Genomic DNA, 22,470 nt, shown 5'->3' on the forward strand with positions numbered 1-22,470 from the left:
TCTCCCCTCATCCCTCCGAAGCGGCCCGGATCCGAGGCCGCCGCGGCCCGGACGGGCCCGCGACCGCCGTACCGCGAAGCCGCACACGGGTCAGCCGACGTCATGCGACGTGGTTCGACGTCCTGTGCGTCACAGCCGAAGGATGTCTCACTCGATGGTCGAACAACTGGTGGTCCGTGGAGCACGGGAGCACAACCTCAAGGACGTCTCCCTCGACCTGCCCCGCGACTCCATGATCGTGTTCACGGGTCTGTCCGGGTCGGGCAAGTCCTCGCTCGCCTTCGACACGATCTTCGCCGAGGGGCAACGACGCTACGTCGAGTCGCTCTCGGCGTACGCACGGCAGTTCCTCGGTCAGATGGACAAGCCCGACGTCGACTTCATCGAGGGCCTCTCGCCCGCGGTCTCCATCGACCAGAAGTCCACCAGCCGCAACCCGCGCTCCACCGTCGGCACCATCACCGAGGTCTACGACTACCTGCGTCTGCTGTGGGCGCGCGTGGGGGTGCCGCACTGTCCCGAGTGCCACCGCGAGATCGCCCGGCAGAGCCCCCAGCAGATCGTGGACCGGGTCATGGAGATGACCGAGGGCACCCGCTTCCAGGTGCTCGCCCCGGTCGTGCGCGGACGCAAGGGCGAGTACGTGGAGCTCTTCAAGGACCTGCAGTCCAAGGGCTACACCCGCGCCATGGTCGACGGCGACGCGGTCCGTCTGGACGAGGCGCCCAAACTGGGCCGCTACGACAAGCACGACATCGCCGTGGTGGTGGACCGGCTCAGCGTGAAGCCGAGCTCCCTGGGCCGGCTCACCGACTCGGTCGAGACGGCCCTGAAGCTGGCCGGGGGCACCATCGTCCTGGACTTCGTCGACCTGGACGCCGAGGACCCCGAGCGCGAGAAGGTCTTCTCCGAGCACCTCTACTGCCCCTACGACGACCTCTCCTTCGAACAGCTCGAACCGCGTTCCTTCTCCTTCAACGCCCCCTACGGCGCCTGCGCCGACTGTTCCGGTCTGGGCACCCGCATGGAGGTCGACGCCGACCTGCTCGTGCCCGACCCCGAGAAGACCCTGGCCGAGGGCGCCATCGCCCCCTGGTCCGGGGGGCCCAACGGCGGCTACTGGGAACGCATCCTCAAGGCGCTCGGCGAGGCGATCGGTTTCGACCTGGACACCGCCTGGGAGCGGCTGCCCAAACAGGCCCGTAAGGCGATCCTCGAAGGACACCCCACCCAGGTCCACGTCAGCTACCGCAACCGGTACGGGCGCAGCCGCTCCTACTACACCGACTTCGAGGGCGTGGTGCCGTGGGTGCGACGCCGCCACTCCGAGGTGGAGAGCGATCACACGCGCGAACGCCTCGAGGGCTACATGCGCACCGTGCCCTGCCCCACCTGTGAGGGCACCCGGCTCAAGCCGGTGGTGCTCGCGGTGACCATCGGCGGTAGGTCCATCGCCGAGGTCGCCGCCATGTCGCTGCGCGAGAGCGCCGCGTTCCTGGCCGACCTCAAGCTGTCCGACCGCGACATGGTCATCGCGGCCCAGGTCCTCAAGGAGATCAACGCCCGTCTGGGCTTCCTGCTGGACGTGGGGCTGGACTACCTCAGCCTGGCCCGCTCCTCGGGGTCGCTGTCGGGCGGCGAGGCCCAGCGCATCCGTCTGGCCACCCAGATCGGTTCCGGCCTGGTGGGGGTCCTCTACGTCCTGGACGAGCCTTCCATCGGTCTGCACCAGCGGGACAACGCGCGCCTGCTGGAGACCCTCCAGCGCCTGCGCGACATCGGCAACACCCTCATCGTGGTCGAACACGACGAGGACACCATCCGCGCCGCCGACTGGATCGTGGACATCGGCCCCGGCGCCGGTGAGCACGGCGGCCACGTCGTGGTCTCCGGCATCGTCGACGAACTGTTCACCTCCACCGACTCGCTCACCGGCGACTACCTCGCCGGACGGCGCTCCATCGCGCTGCCCGAGAGCCGCCGCCCCCTCACCCGGGGGCACGAGCTCGTGGTGCGCGGGGCCCGGGAGAACAACCTCCACGGCATCGACGTCGCCTTCCCGCTGGGCGTGTTCACCGCCATCACCGGTGTGTCCGGTTCGGGCAAGTCCACGCTGGTCAACGAGATCCTGTACAAGGCGCTGGCCAAGGAGCTCAACGGTGCGCGCGACGTGCCCGGGCGGCACCTGCGGGTCAACGGCATGGGCAAGGTCGACAAGGTGGTGCACGTCGATCAGAGCCCCATCGGTCGGACCCCGCGGTCCAACCCGGCCACCTACTCCGGCGTCTTCGATCACGTGCGCAAGCTCTTCGCGCAGACCACCGACGCCAAGACGCGCGGATACCAGCCGGGGCGGTTCTCCTTCAACGTCAAGGGCGGCCGGTGCGAGGCGTGCTCCGGTGACGGCACGCTGAGGATCGAGATGCAGTTCCTGCCCGACGTGTACGTCCCCTGCGAGGTGTGCCACGGCGCCCGTTACAACCGAGAGACGCTGCAGGTCAAGTACAAGGGCAAGAACATCTCCGAGGTGCTCGACATGCCCATCTCCGAGGCGCTGGAGTTCTTCGAGCCGGTCAACGCCATCCGCCGCCACCTGCAGACCCTGGCCGACGTCGGGCTCGGGTACGTGCGGCTGGGTCAACCCGCCACCACGCTCTCGGGGGGCGAGGCCCAGCGGGTCAAGCTCGCCGCCGAGCTGCAGCGTCGTTCCACCGGACGTACCGTCTACGTGCTGGACGAGCCCACCACCGGTCTGCACTTCGAGGACATCCGCAAACTGCTGGGGGTGCTCGACCGACTCACTCAGAGCGGCAACACGGTGATCGTCATCGAGCACAACCTCGACGTCATCAAGACCGCCGACCATGTCATCGACATGGGGCCCGAGGGCGGTTCCGGTGGCGGTGGCGTCGTGGCCCAGGGCACCCCCGAGGAGGTCGCGGCGGTCGCCGAGTCCTACACCGGACAGTTCCTCGCCAAGATGCTCTGAACCACCGACGGCCCTCACCGAGCCCGCGCCCGACCGATCGGGCGCGGGCTCGGTCATCGTGGGCGGCATGATCGGACGACTGCGCGCGGTGACCATCGACTGTCCCGACCCCTCCTCCCTGGCCGACTTCTACGCCGGGCTCCTGGGGCTTCCGGTGATCGAACGCGGCTCCGCGTGGGCGAAGATCGGGGAGCGGGGTGGACTCCGGATCGACTTCCAGCGGGTCGACCCCTATCGGTCCCCGGCCTGGCCGGACCCCGAACGCCCCCAGCAGTTGCACTTCGAGATCGTGGTCGAGGACATCGAGGCCGCGGAGGCGCGGGTCCTGCGGTGGGGCGCCCGGCTCTTGGCCAGGGTCGAGGAGGATCCGGCGAACCTGTACCGGGTCTACGCCGACCCCGCCGGACACCCCTTCTGTCTGGAGTTCACCGCCTGAACCCCGAGGTTCGGGGGCGCACCCCTTCCTTCGGGCGACGATCGACGGTTGAATACCTCTCACCCCGCTGAGAACCGTTTCCCCCGAGCCGCGTGTGGCGGCCGGTCCCCGGGACCGTGCCCGCTCCGCCCCCGCATGCTCACGAGTCAGAGAGGGCCGTGTGCCTCTTTACCGCGAGTTCACCAAGACCCGGTCGCAGAAGCTTCCGCCCGGCGAGTGGCGCAGTCTCAGGTTCGACGTCGATCACGAGGGCCGCGAGGGCGGGTTCTACGCCCTGGTCGGTCAGGACGAACCGCACGGAGCCGTGTACGACGTGTCCGTGGGGATCGTCCTCGACGGGGTCGACCCCGGGGCCGAGGTCCAGCTACGGGCCAGTGAGTACGTCAAGGCCCAGGACGACTGGGTCGTGGCCCGTGAACGGCCGATCGACAGTCCCGTGCACGCCGACGGCAGGGCGCACTTCACCTACTCCTGGAAGGGTTTCCTGCAACCGGGCCGTCGGGTCCGGATCAGGGTGGTCCAGTACGGACGTTCCCACGCGGTGATCCTCGGGGCCGAGGCGACCGCGGTCTTCTGGCCCGAGGGCGGGATCGACGCGGGGCCGGAGTATCCGGGTTCCGCGCACGTACCGGGGCCGCCCGGTCCTGCTCCCGCGCCGTACGGATGGCGGGAGCCGTATCCGCCGTACCCGCCCGTGGAGGGCCACCAGCGGCCCTTCCCGCCCGAGGGCCCCGCGCCCGGTACCGGAGACCCGTACGGCCCCCGATAGGGGTCGGTGACCCCCGCTCCGGCCCACCACGACACGCGTCGCGGTGGGCCGGAGCGTGGTGATGCATCCCCGCACGTGCTCCTTCGGCGTGCGCGGGAACGCCACCGTGACCCCGGGGTGGGGGCGCCCCCGTCGTCGCCGGTCGCGTCGGTCCCACCGCGGGAGCGCCCGGGCGTGCGGTGGCTCCACGGGCCCCGGCGAGGCCACCGGTGTCGGTGACCGTGCGCGGCCGGAACCGATGGCGCCCCCGTGCCGCGGGTCCGCCGCGCCGATCCGCGCGCGCCGTCGATGCCCCGTGAAGGCGTGCGTCGCCTTCCGGGTGCTCCCGGCTCCGGCACGCGGTGCGGTTCCACCCCCGACATGTGTCCCGCCAGGCCTCTGAGCCAAGCATGTGAGGCGGGTCACATGTATCTCCGCCATGATCCCAAAACCCCTGGTCAGGGTTCCCTTGCGGGCAACAATTGTCGTGCGGCAATAAAAATCGGGTGAGAGCGCTTTGGGGTGACATTCCTGGGCATGGTCACCCACATCGTCCCCCTCTGACCTCGTGCGTTCCATCTGGGCTCCGCGGTCGGAAGAAACACCGGGGCGAGTCATGTAGTGGAGAGAGCACTGGGGGTTCTCTGTTGTTCCAGTCCGTCGAAGTAGAGACGTCGTCTCGCACCGAAGCCACCGCGCAGGGTCCCGTCCCCCCGCCCCGCAGGCCGGTCGAGGACGTCATCCTGCAAGAGGAGTCGGACGAGGATCTCCTCGCCCGCCTCAAGGACCTGGACCGGCATGAGCCGTTCGCGCAGCTCCTGTGCGAACGGCTCATCCGGCGGGTCCGGCCTCTGGTCAAGAGGATCGCCCTGGACTACCGCAACAAGGGTGAGCCCATCGAAGACGTGACGCAGGTCGCCATGGAAGGCCTGCTCAAGTCCATCCGGGGGTTCGACCCCGGACGCGGCACGTCCTTCGTCGCCTACCTGCGGCCCACCGTCCACGGGGAGATCAAGCGGCACTTCCGAGACCACACGTGGGCCGTCCACGTTCCCCGGCGGCACCAGGAGGATCGGATCAGGCTGCGACGGGTCATGGCCGACTTCCAACAGGACCACTCCCGTCGGCCCACGAGGGAGGAGTTGGCCCGGGTGATGGGGCTGACCGAGGGCCAGGTCACCGAACTCCTGCAGGCGGTCGAGGCCTATCGGACCCATTCGATGGACCGGCCCGAAACGGCGGAGGAACTGGGGTCGGACCCCCGGTTGGGTATCGAGGACCCCGGTTTCGAACGGGTCCTGCAGAGAGAGTCCCTGCGCCCCGCTCTGGCGCGCCTGGACGCCCGCGCGCGTGCCATCGTGCGGATGCGCTTCTTCGGCGAATGCACGCAGCGGGAGATCGGTGAACGCCTGGGCTGTTCCCAGATGCACGTTTCGCGATTGCTGCGGGAGGTCCTGGACACGCTCCGCGCCGAGGTCACCGTTCTCGCCCCCGAGACCCCCGAAGCGAGGGGGCAGGGGAGTCCGGTGGACGCCATGGCGTGATCGGCGCGCACCGCCGGCACCCTCCTCGTGGTGCCGCCGGTGGGGGAGTCGATGGCGCGGACTCTCCCGTCGGGTGCGGTGCGCGAGGTCGTGCCCCTGCCCGCCCGTCGCGATGACGGCACGGGCGCACGATGAGCGCGGTCGTCGGTCGGGGGCGCCCCGCCCGCTCACGGTCGACGCGTCCACGCTCGCGGGAGTGGTCTCCCGTCACGAACCACCGGAGGGAGGCACACCCGCCGCGTCCGAGGGCCGTCGGCACCGCCGGCGTCCCCGCCCGTCCCCGCGACCGCGCGGGCGCACCGCCCCGGCTCCGCGCACCACGTTCCGCACCACCCCGTGACCATCACGGGCCTCGGCCCCTCGCCGAGACCCGGAAGGAGGCCCCACATGACCGTGTCCGACCTGCCCGACGGCGACGGCGTCGACGCCGCGACCCCGCTGGTGTCCGCCCGCGCACCGGAGGGGCGGGCCGCCGAGCTCGCCGCCCACCGACTGTCCGCGACCGTCTACCGGCACCACATCCGCCGGAGCCTGCGGGAGACCGCCCTGTGACCAGGGCCGGGGAACCGGCCGGGGCGCCCTTGGCCGGGTCGTCGCGCCGGTGGTACCCGCCATATCCGTCGCCGGAGCGCCACCACTGGTCCCTTCCGCCCGCAAGCCCCGCCCCTCACGGTCTTCGGTAGGGGGTCGGGACCGGGCACCCGATCCGGCCTACTACAGTTCGTAGTGGATAAACAGGCGCAGGTGAGGAGCGTTCGGTCGTGGCCGGAATGAGGACATGCGGGTGCGGGGTGAGCAGGCGGCGCCTGTTCGGTACGGCGGGGGCCGCCGCGAACCGCAGGAGGTCCGGCGCGGCCACGTGGTCGGTCAGACCACCGACGTCCCCGAGGGCGGCGGTGCGGTGTTCAGCCACAGCAAGCTGGTGGTCACCCAGCCCGAGAAGGGCGAGTACAAGGCCTTCAGCGCCGCCTGCACCCATGGAGGATGCACCGTCCAGGAGGTGGAGGACGAGCTGATCCGCTGCCTGTGCCACGGCAGCGAGTTCGACTACGTCTCCGGGGACCCGGTGGCCGGGCCCGCCAAGGACCCGCTGGAGTCGTTCACCGTCAGCATCGACGGGACCGACATCATCCTCGACTAGACCGGGTGCGGCGAGGCACCGGGTGGGTGTTCGGGTGCCGCCGAGGCCCCGAGGGTTCCCGCACGGCCGTGGGGAGCCCGAACACGGTCGAAGCGTGGCGTGGCCCCGAGGAACACGTCCTGGACGTCGCGGAGAAAAAAAGAGCCCCGCCGGGCGCGACCCGGCGGGGCTCCTACGTGTGCGGGGGATCAGACCTCTTCGGGGTCGCCCGAACGTGCGCTTCCGTTGGTCTCGCGTGTGGCGCCGGAGGCGGCGGTTGCGCGGCGGAAGGCGGAGGTGGGGAACTCGGCGGCGTAGAGGGACTCGTCCGGCTCGCCGCCGGTGACGAACTCGGTGCGCCTGCGCGGCAGGGAGTTCGGGTAGTGCGTGACCAGCCAGGAGATCAGGTGCTCGCGGATCTCGCAGGCGATGTTCCACTGGTCGCCGGTGTCGGCGGCGGTGGCGACCACACGGACCATGACCTCGCCGGTGTCGCTGACGTCCACGACCTGGCAGGACCAGCTGCGACCGTCCCAGTGCCGGCTGGAGGTGATGAGGGTGCCGGCCTCCTCACGGAGCTCGGCGATCGGCACCTGCCAGTCCAGGGGGAACTGGACCTTGGCGGTGATGTTGGTGCCGGACTTGGTCCAGTTCTCGAAGCTGGTGGTGGTGAAGTTGGCGACCGGGACCACCAGTCGGCGCTCGTCCCAGATCTTGATGGTGACATTGACCAGGCTCAGCTCCTCGACCCGGCCCCACTCGCCCTCGACCACGACGACGTCGCCGATGCGCAGGGCGTCGCTGAAGGCCAACTGGAGACCCGCGAACAGGTTGCCCAGGGTCGACTGGGCCGCCACACCGGCGACGATACCGATGACGCCGGCCGAGGCCAGGAGTCCGGCGCCCAGCGCCTTGACGGCGTCGAAGGTGAAGAGGACGGCGGCGATGGCCAGGACCACGATGACGGAGGTGATGACCCGGCGCAGGAGGCGTACCTGGGTCTGGAGCCTGCGGGCGCGGCGGTCGGCGTCCGCGTTGTTGAGGGACAGACGCTGCAGCACCATGTCGGTGGCGGCGTAGGCCAGACTGATGCCCAACGCCGTCAGCGTGCAGATCATCAGGATGTCCATCGCGTGGGAGATGGTCCCGAAGGTGCTTCTGCCCACCTCCTGCACGCTGGGCAGCGCCAGGTTGGCGCCGACCACGGCGGCCGCGGTGTAGGCGGTCACCGCCGACCGGGAGACCACGTAACGGGCCATCGGCCAGAGCTTGCCCAACTTGTGGTTGAGCAGCCAGTGCACCACGAACACCAGGGTCATGGAGACCGCGACGGCGATGCCGATCGCGATCCAGTGCGCAACGGTCACGGCGTGGAGCCCCCTTGTCGTCGATGTCGGGAAGTTGTGGCGTTACCCGCCCAACCTAGACCATGTGGATATCCAATCGTGACGTTTGGGTGGGCGATCTTCCCGAAGTGAGCCGGTCCACGGACCGGTGTGAGCCGGACCGGTGGCCGATCGTCCCCCGGACCCACCAGAATGGGGTCATGGCTGCGACTCCTCACCTGCGACCGGCACCCGGATCGATCCCGACCGAACCCGGTGTCTACCGCTTCCGGGACGCCGCGGGTCAGGTCATCTACGTGGGCAAGGCCAAGAACCTGCGCGCGCGTTTGTCCTCCTACTTCCGGGACTTCGCCGGGCTGCACCCGCGCACCCAGCAGATGGTCTCCACCGCCGCCGACGTCGACTGGACGATCGTCGGTACCGAGGTCGAGGCGCTCCAGCTGGAGTACTCCTGGATCAAGCAGTACAACCCGCGCTTCAACGTCAAGTACCGCGACGACAAGAGCTACCCGTACCTGGCGGTGACCCTCAACGAGGAGTTCCCCCGGGTGCAGGTGATGCGCGGCGCCAAGCGCAAGGGCGTGCGCTACTTCGGTCCGTACTCGCACGCCTGGGCCATCCGCGAGACGGTCGACCTGCTGCTGCGGGTCTTTCCGGTGCGCACCTGCTCGGCGGGGGTGTTCCGGGGCGCGCGCAACAGTGGGCGTCCCTGCCTGCTCGGCTACATCGGCAAGTGCGTCGCCCCGTGCGTGGGCAAGGCCTCACCCGAGGAGCACCGGGACCTGGCGGAGGACTTCTGTTCCTTCATGGCCGGTGACACCGGGCGGTTCATCCGCGAGCTGGAGACCCGCATGAGGGACGCCGCCGGGGAGCAGGAGTACGAACGGGCCGCGCGGATCCGTGACGACATCGAGGCCCTGCGCGCCGCTCTGGAGAAGCAGGCGGTGGTCCTGCCCGACTCCACCGACTGCGACGTCATCGCCATGTCCGAGGACCCCCTGGAGGCGGCGGTCCAGATCTTCCACGTGCGCGGTGGCCGGATCCGAGGCCGGCGCGGATACGTGGTGGACCGCGTCACCGACGCCGACACCGACGAGCTCATGCAGACCTTCCTGCGCCAGATCTACGGTGCGTTGGACGGTGAGGAGGAGACCGAGGGCACCGGCACCTCGGTGCCCCGTGAGGTCCTGGTCTCCCACGAACCCGCCGACCGCGAGGCCGTCGCCCGGTGGTTGTCCGAGCACCGGGGCTCCACGGTGGACCTGCGGGTGCCGCAACGGGGCGACAAGAAGTCCCTCATGGAGACGGTCGACAAGAACGCCCGTGAGGCGCTGGCCCGGCACAAGACCCACCGCGCCGGCGACCTCAGCACCCGCTCCCGCGCCCTCAACGAGATCCAGGAGGCCCTGGACCTGCCCGAGGCCCCGCTGCGCATCGAGTGCTTCGACATCTCCAATCTGCAGGGCGAACACGTCGTCGCCTCCATGGTGGTGTTCGAGGACGGGTTGGCCCGCAAGTCCGAGTACCGCCGTTTCTCGGTCCGCGGCAGCGGCGAGGGCGGCGACGAACAGCACGACGTGGCCGCCATGTACGAGGTGGTCAGGCGACGGTTCCGCCGCTACCTGGACGAGAGCGCGCGTGCCGGCGAACTCGCCCGCATGGGGGAGACCGGTGACCACGACGGACACGAGGGCGCCTCCGAGGGCGAACCCGCGCCCGGCCGGTTCGCCTACCCGCCCAACCTGGTGGTGGTGGACGGCGCCCGGCCGCAGGCCGAGGCGGCGCGGCGCGCCTTGGACGAACTGGGCATCGAGGACGTGGCGGTGTGCGGTCTGGCCAAGCGGCTGGAGGAGGTGTGGCTCCCCGACGACGAGGATCCGGTGATCCTTCCGCGCAACGGGGAAGGTCTCTACCTGCTCCAACGGGTGCGCGACGAGGCCCACCGCTTCGCCATCCGCTACCACCGACAAAAACGCGCGAAGGCGCTCACTGGCAGCAGCCTCGACGAACTGTCCGGTCTGGGACCGGCCCGGCGGAGCGCCCTCATCAAGGAGTTCGGTTCGGTCAAGCGACTGGCCGCGGCCAGCGCGGAAGAGATCGCAGCCGTGCCCGGCATCGGCCCCAAGCTGGCCGAGGTCGTGCACGAGCACCTGTCCGGCGGCCCCGCCGGACACGGTGGCCAAGCATCAGGGGCGATGGCAAGGCAGAGTACGGACGGGGGAGGAGACACATGACGGTCGAACTGGGTGGGGAACTGCCACCCGAGGTGGTCATCGTCACCGGGATGTCCGGTGCGGGCCGCAGTACGGCGGCCCGAGCCCTGGAGGACCTGGACTGGTTCGTGGTGGACAACCTGCCACCGGGGCTGTTGCCCACGATGATCGAGCTGGCGGGACGCACCTATGGTGCGGTGCCGCGGGTGGCGGTGGTGGTGGACGTGCGTTCGCTGGCCTTCACCGAAGACCTGCTGTCCACGGTCGAGGAGCTGCGCAAGCGCGACATCACCGCGCGGGTGCTCTATCTGGAGGCCTCCGACGAAGCACTGGTCCGCCGCTTCGAGGGGGTGCGACGGCCCCACCCCCTCCAGGGCGACGGGCGGCTCACCGACGGCATCACCCGGGAACGGGAGACCCTGCGCGCGATCCGCGGGGAGGCGGATCTGGTCATCGACACCTCCCAGCTCAACGTGCACCAGCTCAAGGCCAGGGTGATCGGGTTCTTCGGGGAGAGCGACGAGGCGCGCACCCGCGCCAACGTGGTCTCCTTCGGGTTCAAGCACGGTCTGCCGGTCGACGCCGACCTGGTGCTGGACTGTCGCTTCCTGCCCAACCCCCACTGGGTGCCCGAGCTCAGACCCATGAACGGGCGCGACGAGCCGGTGCGCGACTACGTCCTCTCCCAGGACGGGGCGAAGGAGATGCTGGAGGCCTACATCGAGGTGCTCAAGCTCACCATCGCCGGCTACCAGCGCGAGGGCAAGCACTACATGACCCTCGCGGTGGGCTGTACGGGCGGCAAGCACCGCAGCGTGGCCATGGCCGAGCAGTTCGCCGAGCGCCTCCGTGAACAGGACGTCGACGTGCACGTCGTCCACCGCGACGTCGGCCGGGAGTGACCGAGGGCCCCTCGGCCCGCGCCCGGCCCGGAGCCGGTGGGCGAACCGAGTCGCCAAGAGTGGCGTCTTCCCTTACATTGGCCCGGTCATGGTCGGTCGTCCGGCGCCCCGAGGGGGCCGAACGCGGCGGGCCGGGGGCGTGGCCGGACCGTGCGCACGCCATCGCGGGGTGGTGGGGTCGGGGCGTCCGTTGGACCACGGGACGAGGGGGCAGGCCGAAGGCATGTCGAAGAGCACCGCGCCGGACGGGGATGAGGACTCACGTCCACCCCGGGTGGTCGCGCTGGGGGGCGGGCACGGCCTGTACGCCTCGTTGTCGGCGCTGCGCAGGGTGACCACGGACGTCACCGCGATCGTGACCGTGGCCGACGACGGCGGGTCCAGCGGGCGTCTGCGCGAGGAACTGGGTGTACTCCCACCCGGTGACCTGCGGATGGCGTTGGCCGCCCTGTGCGGGGACGACGAGTGGGGTCACACGTGGACCCAGGTGCTCCAGCACCGCTTCCGTTCCGAGGGGGACCTGCACGGTCACGCCGTCGGCAACCTGTTGATCGTGGCCCTGTGGGAGCTGTTGGGCGATTCGGTGGCCGGCCTGGACTGGGTGGGCCAGTTGCTGGGCGCCCATGGTCGGGTCCTGCCGATGTCGTCGGTGCCGTTGGAGATCTCCGCGGAGGTGGCCGGGGTCGACCCCGACCGTCCGGACGAGCTCACCACCGTGCGCGGTCAGGTCGCCTGCGCGAGCACCAACGGCCGGGTGCGCTCGGTGTCGCTGTTGCCGGAGGAACCCCCGGCCAGCCCCCAGGCGGTCAAGGCGGTCCGGGAGGCCGACTGGGTGGTGTTCGGACCCGGATCCTGGTTCACCAGCGTGCTTCCGCACCTGTTGGTCCCCGAGTTGGCGCACGCCCTCATGACCACCCGGGCCCGGCGGGTGGTGGCGCTGAACCTGTCGCCGCAGAAGGGCGAGACCGACGACTTCCGCCCCGAGACCTACCTGGAGGTGCTGCGCGAGCACGCACCCGACCTGGGGGTGGACGTGGTGCTGGCCGACGCCGGGGCGGTGGAGGACCCGGCCCCGCTGCTGTCGGTCGTGGCCGAACTCGGCGGACGTCTGGAACTGGCCGACCTGAGCCGGGGCGACGGGAGTCCGCGGCACGACCCCGACAAGCTGGCCGCCGCGTTCGAGCGTGTGGTGACCGGCACGGAGGAGCCCAAGCCCGAGGAACCGGACTTTTGGCCCGGCGCCCACGTGCGCACCGAAACCTGAGACGTTCGCGGGTTCGTGTCGCCCTTCCTTCGGGAAGGGCGCTCGCATGGCCGATGATCATCGCATTCACCTGGAACGCGTCTACGACGAGGTCCGTGCCGAGCGACACCCCGGGCAGGAGGACGACCTCCCGCCCGGTCCGCGTTTCCTCGTGGACCGGCTCTGGCCGCGGGGCGTGAGCAAGAGCGCGGTCGAGGGCGACACCTGGCTCAAGGACGTGGCGCCCAGCCCCGCGCTGCGCACCTGGTTCGGGCACGACCCCGACCGCTTCACCGAGTTCGCCGAGCGCTACCGGGCCGAGCTGGAGCGGCGCCCCGAGACGGTCGCACCCCTCCTGGAGGCGGCGCGGCGCGGGCCGGTGACGCTGGTGTACGCGGCCAAGGACACCGAGCACAACCACGCGATCGTGCTCAGGGACCACCTGGAGTCGTTGTTGGACGAGGACGGCGACGGGAGCAATTGACCGCACATCGCCACGAAGGGCGACACGCCGTCTGTGACCTGGGGTTGGGGATCGGCAACACGCCGTGCAGGGGCCGCCCTGAAGGCCCGCGTCACGTAGTCTGCCTTGAGTAGGTCGCCCGATGTCCGTGTCGGGTGACGATGGTCGGTGTCGGGTGTAGGACACCGATTTCCTGGCGGATCTAGGGGAGGATCGCAGCGATGGCGATGACCGGCGTGGTGAAGGACGAGTTGAGCCGCCTGGCGATTCTCAAGCCATGCTGCCGCAAGGCGGAAGTGTCCACCATCCTGCGGTTCACCGGGGGCCTGCACCTGGTCGGTGGTCGGATCGTGATCGAGGCCGAACTCGACACGGGTGCGGCGGCGCGGCGGCTGCGCAAGGACATCTCGGAGGTCTTCGGGCACGAGTCCGAGGTCGTCGTGCTCTCCCCGAGCGGCCTGCGCAAGGGCAACCGGTACGTGGTCCGGGTGATCAAGGAGGGCGAGTCCCTGGCCCGACAGACCGGGCTGGTGGACAACAACGGGCGGCCGGTGCGCGGCCTGCCCCGGCACGTGGTCGCCGGTGGCGCGTGCGACTCCGAGTCGGCCTGGCGCGGGGCGTTCATCGCGCACGGTTCGCTCACCGAACCCGGCCGGTCGATGTCGTTGGAGGTCACCTGCCCCGGTCCGGAGGCGGCACTGGCGCTGGTGGGCGCCGCCCGTCGGCTCAAGGTGCACGCCAAGGCCCGCGAGGTGCGCGGTGTCGACCGGGTGGTGGTCCGTGACGGTGACTCCATCGGTGCGCTGCTGACCCTGTTGGGCGCCCACCAGAGCGTGTTGGCCTGGGAGGAGCGTCGGATGCGCCGCGAGGTGCGCGCCACCGCCAACCGGCTCGCCAACTTCGACGACGCCAACCTGCGGCGCAGCGCCCGGGCGGCCGTCGCGGCGGGCGCCCGCGTGGAGCGCGCCCTGGAGATCCTCGGTGAGGACGCCCCCAAGCACCTGGTGGCCGCCGGTCAGTTGCGGCTCGCGCACAAGCAGGCCTCGCTGGAGGAGTTGGGCCAGCTGTCGGTGCCCCCGCTGACCAAGGACGCCATCGCGGGGCGTATCCGCAGGCTGCTCGCCATGGCCGACAAGCGCGCCGGTGACCTGGGCATCGAGGGCACGGAGGCGAACCTCACTCCGGACATGCTCGTCCCCTGAGCCGAACGACCCCCTGGCCAGGGCCCGACGGTCCTGTCATCACGGGACAACGTCCATGTTCGCCTTTGTTAACTGCGGAAACTCCCGGATAACTTCCGACAATGGTATAGACCTCTCCGTCTCGCAGTGCCAGGATGGGTGACGAATCCGCGAGGGGTGGAAGGGCTCTCAGGCGTGGGGTGCGAACGGTTGTCCGTCGGTACTCCGCTAGGCTCTTTGTGAACACCTGTTATGCGTTCACGCTGGACAACGTGGTCGATCCGGCCCGTTCCGACGGCCGGTCCCCGTGGCGTGGACGCGCGGGTGAAACTGATGTGCGACAAATGAGGAGATTGGTTCCGTGACCATCCGTGTAGGCGTCAACGGCTTCGGTCGTATCGGCCGCAATTTCTGGCGCGCGGTCGCCGCCGGCGACAGCGACATCGAAATCGTCGCGGTCAACGACCTCACCGACACCAAGACGCTCGCGCACCTGCTCAAGTACGACACCGTGCTGGGCACCCTCGACGGTGACGTCGAGGTCGGCGAGGACTACATCCGCGTCGGCGACAAGACCATCAAGGTTCTGGCCCAGCGCGACCCCGCCCAGCTGCCCTGGAGCGACCTGAACGTCGACGTCGTCGTCGAGTCCACCGGCATCTTCACCAAGGCCGAGGACGCCCGGAAGCACATCGAGGCCGGCGCCAAGAAGGTCATCATCTCCGCCCCGGCCAAGGGCGAGGACATCACCGTCGTCATGGGCGTCAACGACGACAAGTACGACGCCGCCGCCCACGACATCATCTCCAACGCCTCCTGCACCACCAACTGTGTGGCGCCCATGGCGAAGGTCCTCAAGGACAGCTTCGGCATCCAGCAGGGCTTCATGACCACGGTGCACGCGTACACCAACGACCAGGTCATCCTGGACTTCCCGCACAAGGACCTGCGTCGCGCCCGTGCCGCCGCGCAGAACATCATTCCCACCAGCACCGGCGCCGCCAAGGCCACCGCCCTGGTCATCCCGGAACTGGCCGGCAAGCTCGACGGCATGGCCATGCGCGTCCCGGTGCCGGACGGCTCCGCCACCGACCTGGTCGTGACCCTGGACCGTGAGGTCACCAAGGACGAGGTCAACGCCGCGTTCAAGACCGCCGCCGAGGGCCCGCTCAAGGACGTGCTCGTCTACACCGAGGACGAGATCGTCTCCTCCGACATCGTCGGCACCTCGCCCTCCTGCACCTTCGACGCCCAGATGACGATGGTCTCCGGTAACACCGTGAAGATCCTCGGCTGGTACGACAACGAGTGGGGCTACTCCAACCGCCTGGTCGACCTGGCCAAGCTGGTCGGCTCCAACCTGTGACCACGGGTCCACACGGCTCGTGACCGCACACGCGTGATCCGGCACCCCTTCCGCCCCGCGCGGTGGGGGTGCCGTCGCGTCCGGGCCCCCGGCCGTCCGTGACCTTCCGACCCCACCAACCCCAACGAGGAGACCAGCATGCGGACGATCGACGACCTCGACGTCTCCGGAAAGCGCGTGTTCGTCCGGGCAGACCTGAACGTGCCCCTGGACGGTGAGCGCATCACCGACGACGGGCGCATCCGGGCCGCCCTGCCCACCATCACCGCGCTGCGCGAGCGTGGCGCCCGTGTCATCGTGGCCGCCCACCTCGGCCGGCCCAAGGGCGCGCCGGACCCGAAGTTCTCGCTCCGTCCCGTCGCCGCCCGCCTGGGGGAGCTGCTCGGCGCCGAGGTCGCGTTCGCGACCGACACCGCCGGTGAGTCGGCCCGCGCCACCTCCGCCGCCCTGGCCGACGGCGACGTCGCGCTGCTGGAGAACGTGCGGTTCGAGCCCGGCGAGACCAGCAAGGACGACGCCGAGCGCGGCGAGCTCGCCGACCGCTTCGCCGGGCTGGCCGACCTGTACGTCGGTGACGCCTTCGGCGCGGTGCACCGTAAGCACGCCAGTGTCTACGACCTGCCCGGCAGGCTCGCGCACGCCGTCGGCGGTCTGGTGCTCACCGAGGTCGAGGTCCTGAAGAAGCTCACCGGCGACCCGCAGCGTCCCTACGCCGTGGTCCTGGGCGGATCCAAGGTCTCCGACAAGCTCGGCGTCATCGACAACCTCCTGGGCACCGCCGACCGTCTGCTCATCGGCGGCGGCATGGTCTTCACCTTCCTCAAGGCCCAGGGGTACGAGGTGGGCTCCAGTCTCCTGGAGGCCGACCAGCTCGACACCGTCCGCGGTTACCTGGAGCGCGCCGAGCGCGAGGGCGTGGAGATCGTGCTGCCGGTGGACGTGATCGCCGCGGAGAAGTTCGCCGCCGACGCCCCGCACGCCGCCGTCGCGGTCGACGCGATCCCGGCCGACCGGATGGGCCTGGACATCGGCCCGGAGAGCCGGCTGCTGTTCGCCGAGAAGCTCGCCGACACCAAGACCGTCTTCTGGAACGGTCCCATGGGCGTGTTCGAGATGGAGCCCTACGCCGGCGGCACCCGCGCCCTGGCCCAGGCGCTCATCGACTCCGACGCCTTCACGGTCGTGGGCGGCGGCGACTCCGCCGCGGCGGTGCGCGCCCTGGGCTTCGACGAGGCGGCCTTCGGTCACATCTCCACCGGTGGCGGTGCCAGTCTGGAGTACCTCGAGGGCAAGCCCCTGCCCGGCATCGACGCCCTCGCCCAGTAGTGACCCCCGGGCCCTCGGGCCCGTCCCACAGACGTGTGTAAGGAAGTGACGACCATGTCCAAGCGCCTGCCGCTCATCGCGGGCAACTGGAAGATGAACAACAACCACCTGGAGGCCATCGCTCTCGTCCAGAAGCTGGCCTTCGCCCTGAACGACAAGGACTACGACAAGGCCGAGGTCGTCGTCCTACCGCCGTTCACCGACCTGCGCAGCGTGCAGACGCTCGTGGACGGTGACCGGCTGAAGATCAAGTTCGGGGCCCAGGACATCTCCGCCCACGACAAGGGCGCCTACACCGGTGAGATCTCCGGTGCGATGCTCGCCAAGCTCGAATGCTCCTACGTCCTGGTGGGCCACTCCGAGCGCCGCGAGTACCACGCCGAGGACGACGTCCTGGTCAACGCCAAGATCAAGGCGGCCTACAAGAACGACATCGTTCCGCTCCTGTGCGTGGGCGAGGGTCTGGAGGTCCGTAAGGCGGGACGCCAGGTCGAGCACGTCCTGGCCCAGCTGGACGGCGCACTCAAGGACATCACCGCCGAGCAGGCCGAGCGCCTCGTCATCGCCTACGAGCCCGTGTGGGCCATCGGCACCGGCGAGGTCGCGACCCCCGAGGACGCGCAGGAGGTGTGCGCGGCCATCCGCGTGCGCCTGGCCGAGCTGTACTCGGCGGAGATCGCCGACGCGGTGCGCGTGCTCTACGGCGGCTCGGTCAAGGGCGACAACGCCCCCGGCATCATGGCCAAGGACGACGTCGACGGTGCCCTGGTCGGTGGCGCCTGCCTCAAGGCCGACGAGTTCGCCAAGGTGATCCGTTTCGATCAGAACGGCTGACCCGACGTCGTGTTTCGTCCCGCCCGTCACGCTCCGATGTCCAAGCGTGACGGGCGGGGTGCCCGACGGGTGCGCTGTTCGGGCTAGACTTCGCTGAGGGGTTCACCGTGCCTCGCGGTTTCCCCACCCGTGTCCGTAGGGCGCGGTAAAATCCGAAAACGTCCCCGGCTCTCCTCCTTCCACGGCTCGCCTCCGGACGACACCCTCGTGTCGTCGCAGGTCGCGGGTGGTGACCGAGAGGGTCGAGGTGTCCATCCCCCCGCTGCGGGGTCGAGCTACGGGTGAGCGTGTGATCCTCGGTCTGTCCATCATCGTGATGCTTCTCAGCGTGCTGCTGATCCTCCTCGTGCTGATGCACAAGGGCAAGGGCGGCGGCCTGTCCGACATGTTCGGCGGCGGCGTCACGTCCTCGCTCGGCGGTTCGTCGGTGGTCGAGCGCAACCTCGACCGGATGACCGTCGGCTTCGGCATCGCGTGGATCGTGACCATCGTCGTGCTCGGCCTGCTGATCAACCGGGGGATGTAGCGCCGCCCGGTCGCGGTCCCTCGTCCACAGTCAAGCTCGCCCGAATCAGCCGGTGAGCGAGTTCGCCGAAGGAGTTTTTCGTGGGTAGTGGCAGTGCCATCCGTGGCAGCCGAGTCGGAGCCGGCCCGATGGGCGAGGCGGAGCGGGGCGAGGCCGCACCGCGCGTCAGGGTTCCGTTCTACTGTGCGAACCTGCACGAGGTCATCCCCAGTTTCGCCAGCGAGGCCGCCGTGCCGGACGAGTGGGACTGCCCCCGATGCGGGTTCCCCTCGGGCAAGGACAAGGCCAACCCGCCGGCGCCACCGCGCACCGAGCCCTACAAGACGCACCTGGCGTACGTGAAGGAGCGCCGCAGCGAGGAGGAGGGCAAGCTCATCCTGGACGAGGCCCTCGCCAAGCTGCGCGCCGACCGCGCCGCCGTGGAGGCCCACATGAAGGCCGCCCAGAACTGATCCCCCGGATCCTCGTACTCACCGTCGGGGCCCGCCGCTCAACGCGCGGGCCCCGACGTGTTCTCGCGAAGCGCTCTCCAGCGCAAACGGGGACATGAGAGGGCCTGTTCTTTTCTCATTCTCGGGACTGATGTGGCTGGTGGGAAATACGATGGCCGACACACCCCCGAAGCCCCCTTCCTGAGGAGATGGTGTCGATGTCCACGTGCCCCACCGGAGGAGACCACGACTGGATCCTCGGCGACGACCGCAAGTTCCAGTGCGCCAAGTGCGGGGCTCAGAGCGCCAGGCGGTTCTGAGGAACCTCTCCCGGCTGGGCCGTTCCACTCTCCTCAGGTTCGTTCTTGGCACTGGCCCGCCACGTCACCGGCGTTCCCAGGCTCTCGGCGACACCCTTGGCCCACCGCTCCAGCGGGGCGAAGCGGTCCGGCCCCTCCTCGGGGAGCATCGTGCGTCCCCGGTAGACCACACCGTCCTGGACCAAGGGCTCCCCGTCCACTTCGAGTGCCGTCTCGTACTCACGTGTACCGCGTCTCATGGTCAGGACTGTAGCGCCCGACGGCCCTCGATATGTGGTGTTCGGTCATGACCGGAACTCTGATGCGGACATAACGCCACAAAACCCCGTATGGCAGGGTGAGTCGCCGCACAGAGCACCCCCAGAACTTGAAAGAATGGGGGGCATGGCTTCCCCCGAACCCGCGGACGTCTCCTCCGACGTCCGGGGCGTCCCCTCGGACCTGACCCGATCTCCGGCGAGCGTGTCCCACCTGCGCCGCTACGTCAGTCTGCGTGGTCCCAACACCCGCATGTGGATGACCGCCGCGTACTTCTCCGGAGCGCTCACCCTCGGGTTCCTCGTCGTGGTCGGTTCGATGTTGTGGCACGTCGTCCGGGAGGACAGCACGGTCGGTTCGGTGTCCCTGTGGGCCTTCGCGGGGCTCGTCATGTTCTTCATCGGCCCCGGGAGCAACGTGTTCCTGGTGCGCGGGCTGCCCCAGCGCATCACCCGCCAGGGCATCAGCGCCGACAGCGACGGCGTCATCGTCCTACAGGAACGCAAGTGGTGGTTCCCCGGGGAGGGGACCTTCATCGCCTGGGAGGAGATCCGGCGCATCCGCGAGGTGCACACGGGGGGCCGCAGGATCCTGTACTTCATCGAGTTCGCGTTGGACACCCACCGCACCGACACCGAACTGCCGGGGTGGGCCGAGAACGCCGAGAGCCTCGACCTGGAGGGCGACCCCGAAGCGGCCACGCAGTTCTACGTGCAGGTGCCCCAGGACCGCAAGGAGCACATCCTGCGCATGGTGGAGCGCACCGCCCCCCTGCCGTCCATCGTGGAGCGCAGCGCGCCGCTACGTTGACCTGCCGCTCAGCCGTCGGGTGAGCTCGTCGGCGGCGTCGCGCACCCGGGCCGACAGCGCGCCCGGGGTCACCGGCCGGGCGCTGGGCACGGTGAGGCTGATCGCCGCGGCGGGCCGACCGTTGTGGTCGGTCGCGGCCGCCGCCACCGACACGAACCCCTCGGTCACCTGGCCGTTCTCCAGGGACCACCCCTGTCGCCCCTCCTCGGCCAGGAGTGAACGCAGCTCGCCCGGGGTGTGCGGTCCCCGCCCCGTACGGTCGGTGAAGGTCGCCGTGTTCGGGTACAGGGCACGGACCTGGGCACGCGGCAGTCGGGCCAGCATCGCCCGCCCCGACGCCGTCAGGTGCGCGGGCAGACGAACGCCCACCCCCGTGATCAACGTGGGCGCGTGCGGTGGCTGCTCCTTGAGCAGGTACAACGTGTCGGATCCGTGCAGGACGCCCAGGTGGGCGGTGGCCCCGGTGGATTCGGCCAGTTGGTGCAGGAGGGGCCGCGCCAGACGTTCGATGCCGTCATGGCGCAGGTACGCGGAGCCGATCTCGAACGCCGCCAGACCCAGCCCCCACCGGCGTTCCTCCGGCAGGTGGGTCACGAACCCCTCTTCGGCCATCGCCTCCAGGAGCTGGTAGACGCTCGACCGGGGCAGGCCCAGGCCCGAGGCGATCGTCGACGCCGACATGGGGCCCGGACGCGTCGCCAGGAAGCGCAGCAACCGCAACGCCCGTGTGGCCGCCGGAACATGACTCATGTCCTGATGGTGCCACACGGCCCGTCTCCTCGGCGTCTGGGATTTCGGACGGAACTCCCGTGTCAGCACTTCCGGCGGGGATGCGCGCGGGGTCGAATGGGGGCATGTCCACTGCAGTTGCTTCCGTAGCCGTCGGCGGTGCACCGCTCACCCCGGCCCAGGTCCTGGCCGTCGCCCGCGACCGTGCCCGCGTCACCATCGGCGAGGAGACCCGTAAGGCCGTCCGGCGGGGCCGCGAACGGGTCGAGTCCCTGGCCGCCGGAGAGATCCCCTCCTACGGGGTCAGTACCGGGTTCGGTGCTCTGGCCACCCGGCACATCGCCCCCGAACTGCGCGCCCGCCTGCAGCGCTCCCTCATCCGCTCCCACGCGGCCGGCGCCGGCCCCGAGGTGGAGGCGGAGGTGGTGCGCGCCCTCATGCTGCTGCGCCTGCGCACCCTGGCCACGGGAAACACCGGGGTGCGGTCCGCCACGGTGGAGACCCTCGCGGCCCTGCTCAACGCCGGGATCACCCCGGTGGTGCACGAGTACGGCAGTCTGGGCTGTTCCGGCGACCTGGCCCCGCTGTCCCACGTGGCGCTCGCGCTGATGGGGGAGGGCACGGTCCGCGACGCCACCGGCGAGCTCAAGGACGCCGAACGGGCGCTCGACGAGGCCGGGATCGCCCCCGTGGAACTCGGCGCCAAGGAGGGCCTGGCGCTGATCAACGGGACCGACGGCATGCTCGGCATGCTCGTCATGGCCTGCATGGACCTCGAACGGCTGCTCAAGGTCGCCGACGTCACCGCCGCCATGAGCGTCGAGGCCCTACTGGGCACCGACCGGGTCTTCGCCGCCGAACTCCAGGCGTTGCGCCCCCACCCCGGGCAGGCCGCCTCCGCAGCCAACCTCCGTGCCCTGCTCGCCGACTCCCCGGTCGTGGCGTCCCACCGGGGCCCCGACTGCAACCGGGTCCAGGACGCCTACTCGCTGCGCTGCGCCCCCCAGGTGGCCGGTGCCGCCCGCGACACCCTCGCCCACGCCCTCACCGTGGCCGGGCGCGAACTCGACAGCGTCATCGACAACCCCGTCGTGCTCGACGACGGTCGGGTGGAGTCCAACGGCAACTTCCACGGCGCCCCCGTCGCCTACGTGCTGGACTTCCTGGCGGTGGCCGTGGCCGACGTGGCCTCGATCGCCGAACGTCGCACCGACCGGATGCTCGACGTGGCGCGCTCGCACGGGCTGCCCGCGTTCCTGGCGGACGACCCCGGCGTGGACTCGGGCCACATGATCGCGCAGTACACCCAGGCCGCCATCGTCTCCGAACTCAAGCGTCTGGCGGTGCCCGCCAGCGTCGACTCCATCCCCAGCTCGGCCATGCAGGAGGACCACGTGTCCATGGGGTGGTCCGCCGCCCGCAAACTGCGCCGCGCGGTGGACGGACTCACCCACGTCCTCGCGGTGGAACTCCTGACCGCGGCCCGCGCCCTGGACCTGCGCTCACCCCTGGAACCCGGACCGGCCACCGGTGCGGTGCTGCGCCTGGTGCGCGCGAGGGTCCCCGGCCCCGGCCCCGACCGCTACCTCGCACCGGAGATCGCCGCCGTGGCGGCCCTGGTCGACGACGGATCCGTCGTCGAGGCCGCCGAGTCCGTCACCCCGCTCGCCTGACACCCCGCAAGG

The 22,470-nt window shown here is 70.1% G+C and carries 21 protein-coding genes; 18 read left to right on the forward strand and 3 right to left on the reverse strand.

Features of this window, described 5'->3' with window-relative positions; translation table 11 throughout:
* Positions 1–154: 154 nt before the first annotated feature.
* The 6 genes from uvrA (at position 155) to DSY14_RS13645 (ending at position 6,858) form a co-directional block, all read left to right on the forward strand.
* Entirely contained in the window at positions 155–2,989 is a 2,835-nt protein-coding gene (gene uvrA, locus DSY14_RS13620) for an excinuclease ABC subunit UvrA (RefSeq protein WP_211716904.1), read from the forward strand.
* Positions 2,990–3,056: 67 nt separating this feature from the next.
* Positions 3,057–3,425, forward strand: coding sequence for a VOC family protein (locus DSY14_RS13625; protein ID WP_211716905.1), 369 nt, complete (start codon positions 3,057–3,059; stop codon positions 3,423–3,425).
* 160 nt (positions 3,426–3,585) lie between these two features.
* Complete coding sequence (locus DSY14_RS13630) at positions 3,586–4,194, forward strand: hypothetical protein (protein ID WP_211716906.1); 609 nt, start codon at positions 3,586–3,588, stop codon at positions 4,192–4,194.
* 626 nt (positions 4,195–4,820) lie between these two features.
* Positions 4,821–5,717, forward strand: coding sequence for a SigB/SigF/SigG family RNA polymerase sigma factor (locus DSY14_RS13635; RefSeq protein ID WP_211716907.1), 897 nt, complete (start codon positions 4,821–4,823; stop codon positions 5,715–5,717).
* Between the two features lie 387 nt (positions 5,718–6,104).
* On the forward strand, positions 6,105–6,269 hold the full coding sequence (locus DSY14_RS13640) for a hypothetical protein (protein WP_211716908.1): 165 nt from the start codon (positions 6,105–6,107) through the stop codon (positions 6,267–6,269).
* A gap of 232 nt (positions 6,270–6,501) precedes the next feature.
* On the forward strand, positions 6,502–6,858 hold the full coding sequence (locus DSY14_RS13645; protein ID WP_374224010.1) for a Rieske (2Fe-2S) protein: 357 nt from the start codon (positions 6,502–6,504) through the stop codon (positions 6,856–6,858).
* Positions 6,859–7,046: 188 nt separating this feature from the next.
* Here DSY14_RS13645 and DSY14_RS13650 read toward each other — a convergent pair whose 3' ends face one another.
* Positions 7,047–8,204 carry a mechanosensitive ion channel family protein gene (locus DSY14_RS13650; protein ID WP_211716910.1) on the reverse strand — a complete coding sequence of 386 codons (1,158 nt, stop codon included), beginning with the start codon at positions 8,202–8,204 and terminating at the stop codon, positions 7,047–7,049.
* 179 nt (positions 8,205–8,383) lie between these two features.
* On the opposite strand from DSY14_RS13650, the gene uvrC reads away from it, so the two are divergent.
* From uvrC to DSY14_RS13700, 10 genes are all read left to right on the forward strand, one after another.
* On the forward strand, positions 8,384–10,417 hold the full coding sequence (gene uvrC, locus DSY14_RS13655; RefSeq protein WP_211716911.1) for an excinuclease ABC subunit UvrC: 2,034 nt from the start codon (positions 8,384–8,386) through the stop codon (positions 10,415–10,417).
* Positions 10,414–11,298 carry an RNase adapter RapZ gene (gene rapZ, locus DSY14_RS13660; protein WP_211716912.1) on the forward strand — a complete coding sequence of 295 codons (885 nt, stop codon included), beginning with the start codon at positions 10,414–10,416 and terminating at the stop codon, positions 11,296–11,298. The genes uvrC and rapZ overlap by 4 nt, the downstream gene beginning before the upstream one ends.
* Before the next feature lie 223 nt (positions 11,299–11,521).
* On the forward strand, positions 11,522–12,562 hold the full coding sequence (gene yvcK / locus DSY14_RS13665; protein WP_249187830.1) for a uridine diphosphate-N-acetylglucosamine-binding protein YvcK: 1,041 nt from the start codon (positions 11,522–11,524) through the stop codon (positions 12,560–12,562).
* Between the two features lie 46 nt (positions 12,563–12,608).
* Positions 12,609–13,025 carry a DUF488 domain-containing protein gene (locus DSY14_RS13670; RefSeq protein ID WP_211716913.1) on the forward strand — a complete coding sequence of 139 codons (417 nt, stop codon included), beginning with the start codon at positions 12,609–12,611 and terminating at the stop codon, positions 13,023–13,025.
* Positions 13,026–13,225: 200 nt separating this feature from the next.
* Positions 13,226–14,206, forward strand: a complete 981-nt coding sequence (whiA, locus tag DSY14_RS13675) for a DNA-binding protein WhiA (protein ID WP_211716914.1) — start codon at positions 13,226–13,228, stop codon at positions 14,204–14,206.
* Positions 14,207–14,546: 340 nt separating this feature from the next.
* Positions 14,547–15,551 carry a type I glyceraldehyde-3-phosphate dehydrogenase gene (gap, locus tag DSY14_RS13680; RefSeq protein ID WP_211716915.1) on the forward strand — a complete coding sequence of 335 codons (1,005 nt, stop codon included), beginning with the start codon at positions 14,547–14,549 and terminating at the stop codon, positions 15,549–15,551.
* 138 nt (positions 15,552–15,689) lie between these two features.
* Positions 15,690–16,877, forward strand: a complete 1,188-nt coding sequence (gene pgk, locus DSY14_RS13685) for a phosphoglycerate kinase (protein WP_211716916.1) — start codon at positions 15,690–15,692, stop codon at positions 16,875–16,877.
* A 54-nt stretch (positions 16,878–16,931) separates the two neighbouring features.
* Positions 16,932–17,711: a triose-phosphate isomerase gene (gene tpiA / locus DSY14_RS13690; RefSeq protein ID WP_211716917.1), complete on the forward strand. Its 780-nt coding sequence runs from the start codon at positions 16,932–16,934 to the stop codon at positions 17,709–17,711.
* 289 nt (positions 17,712–18,000) lie between these two features.
* Positions 18,001–18,237 carry a preprotein translocase subunit SecG gene (gene secG / locus DSY14_RS13695; protein ID WP_211716918.1) on the forward strand — a complete coding sequence of 79 codons (237 nt, stop codon included), beginning with the start codon at positions 18,001–18,003 and terminating at the stop codon, positions 18,235–18,237.
* An 80-nt stretch (positions 18,238–18,317) separates the two neighbouring features.
* Positions 18,318–18,689, forward strand: a complete 372-nt coding sequence (locus tag DSY14_RS13700; RefSeq protein ID WP_211716919.1) for an RNA polymerase-binding protein RbpA — start codon at positions 18,318–18,320, stop codon at positions 18,687–18,689.
* Positions 18,690–18,966: 277 nt separating this feature from the next.
* Here DSY14_RS13700 and DSY14_RS13705 read toward each other — a convergent pair whose 3' ends face one another.
* Positions 18,967–19,227, reverse strand: a complete 261-nt coding sequence (locus DSY14_RS13705; RefSeq protein ID WP_211716920.1) for a hypothetical protein — start codon at positions 19,225–19,227, stop codon at positions 18,967–18,969.
* Between the two features lie 145 nt (positions 19,228–19,372).
* On the opposite strand from DSY14_RS13705, the gene DSY14_RS13710 reads away from it, so the two are divergent.
* Positions 19,373–20,056: a hypothetical protein gene (locus DSY14_RS13710; RefSeq protein ID WP_211716921.1), complete on the forward strand. Its 684-nt coding sequence runs from the start codon at positions 19,373–19,375 to the stop codon at positions 20,054–20,056.
* Here the strand turns inward: DSY14_RS13710 and DSY14_RS13715 are convergent.
* Entirely contained in the window at positions 20,048–20,806 is a 759-nt protein-coding gene (locus tag DSY14_RS13715; protein WP_211716922.1) for an IclR family transcriptional regulator, read from the reverse strand. The genes DSY14_RS13710 and DSY14_RS13715 overlap by 9 nt on opposite strands.
* Before the next feature lie 104 nt (positions 20,807–20,910).
* Between DSY14_RS13715 and hutH the strand changes: the two genes are divergently transcribed.
* The gene (gene hutH / locus DSY14_RS13720) at positions 20,911–22,458 is read left to right on the forward strand and encodes a histidine ammonia-lyase (RefSeq protein WP_211716923.1); all 1,548 of its coding nucleotides are present in this window, start codon (positions 20,911–20,913) and stop codon (positions 22,456–22,458) included.
* The last annotated feature ends 12 nt before the right edge of the window (positions 22,459–22,470 follow it).

This window comes from Nocardiopsis sp. MG754419, from assembly GCF_018207095.1.
Lineage (GTDB): Bacteria > Actinomycetota > Actinomycetes > Streptosporangiales > Streptosporangiaceae > Nocardiopsis.

Bases quoted from the DNA above. Each gene is read 5' to 3' on its own strand.
- uvrA (WP_211716904.1), top strand. From the start codon at position 155: ATGGTCGAACAACTGGTGGTCCGTGGAGCACGGGAGCACAACCTCAAG.
- DSY14_RS13625 (WP_211716905.1), top strand. From the start codon at position 3,057: ATGATCGGACGACTGCGCGCGGTGACCATCGACTGTCCCGACCCCTCC.
- DSY14_RS13640 (WP_211716908.1), top strand. From the start codon at position 6,105: ATGACCGTGTCCGACCTGCCCGACGGCGACGGCGTCGACGCCGCGACC.
- uvrC (WP_211716911.1), top strand. From the start codon at position 8,384: ATGGCTGCGACTCCTCACCTGCGACCGGCACCCGGATCGATCCCGACC.
- rapZ (WP_211716912.1), top strand. From the start codon at position 10,414: ATGACGGTCGAACTGGGTGGGGAACTGCCACCCGAGGTGGTCATCGTC.
- yvcK (WP_249187830.1), top strand. From the start codon at position 11,522: ATGTCGAAGAGCACCGCGCCGGACGGGGATGAGGACTCACGTCCACCC.
- DSY14_RS13670 (WP_211716913.1), top strand. From the start codon at position 12,609: ATGGCCGATGATCATCGCATTCACCTGGAACGCGTCTACGACGAGGTC.
- whiA (WP_211716914.1), top strand. From the start codon at position 13,226: ATGGCGATGACCGGCGTGGTGAAGGACGAGTTGAGCCGCCTGGCGATT.
- pgk (WP_211716916.1), top strand. From the start codon at position 15,690: ATGCGGACGATCGACGACCTCGACGTCTCCGGAAAGCGCGTGTTCGTC.
- tpiA (WP_211716917.1), top strand. From the start codon at position 16,932: ATGTCCAAGCGCCTGCCGCTCATCGCGGGCAACTGGAAGATGAACAAC.
- DSY14_RS13705 (WP_211716920.1), bottom strand. From the start codon at position 19,227: ATGAGACGCGGTACACGTGAGTACGAGACGGCACTCGAAGTGGACGGG.
- DSY14_RS13710 (WP_211716921.1), top strand. From the start codon at position 19,373: ATGGCTTCCCCCGAACCCGCGGACGTCTCCTCCGACGTCCGGGGCGTC.
- DSY14_RS13715 (WP_211716922.1), bottom strand. From the start codon at position 20,806: ATGAGTCATGTTCCGGCGGCCACACGGGCGTTGCGGTTGCTGCGCTTC.
- hutH (WP_211716923.1), top strand. From the start codon at position 20,911: ATGTCCACTGCAGTTGCTTCCGTAGCCGTCGGCGGTGCACCGCTCACC.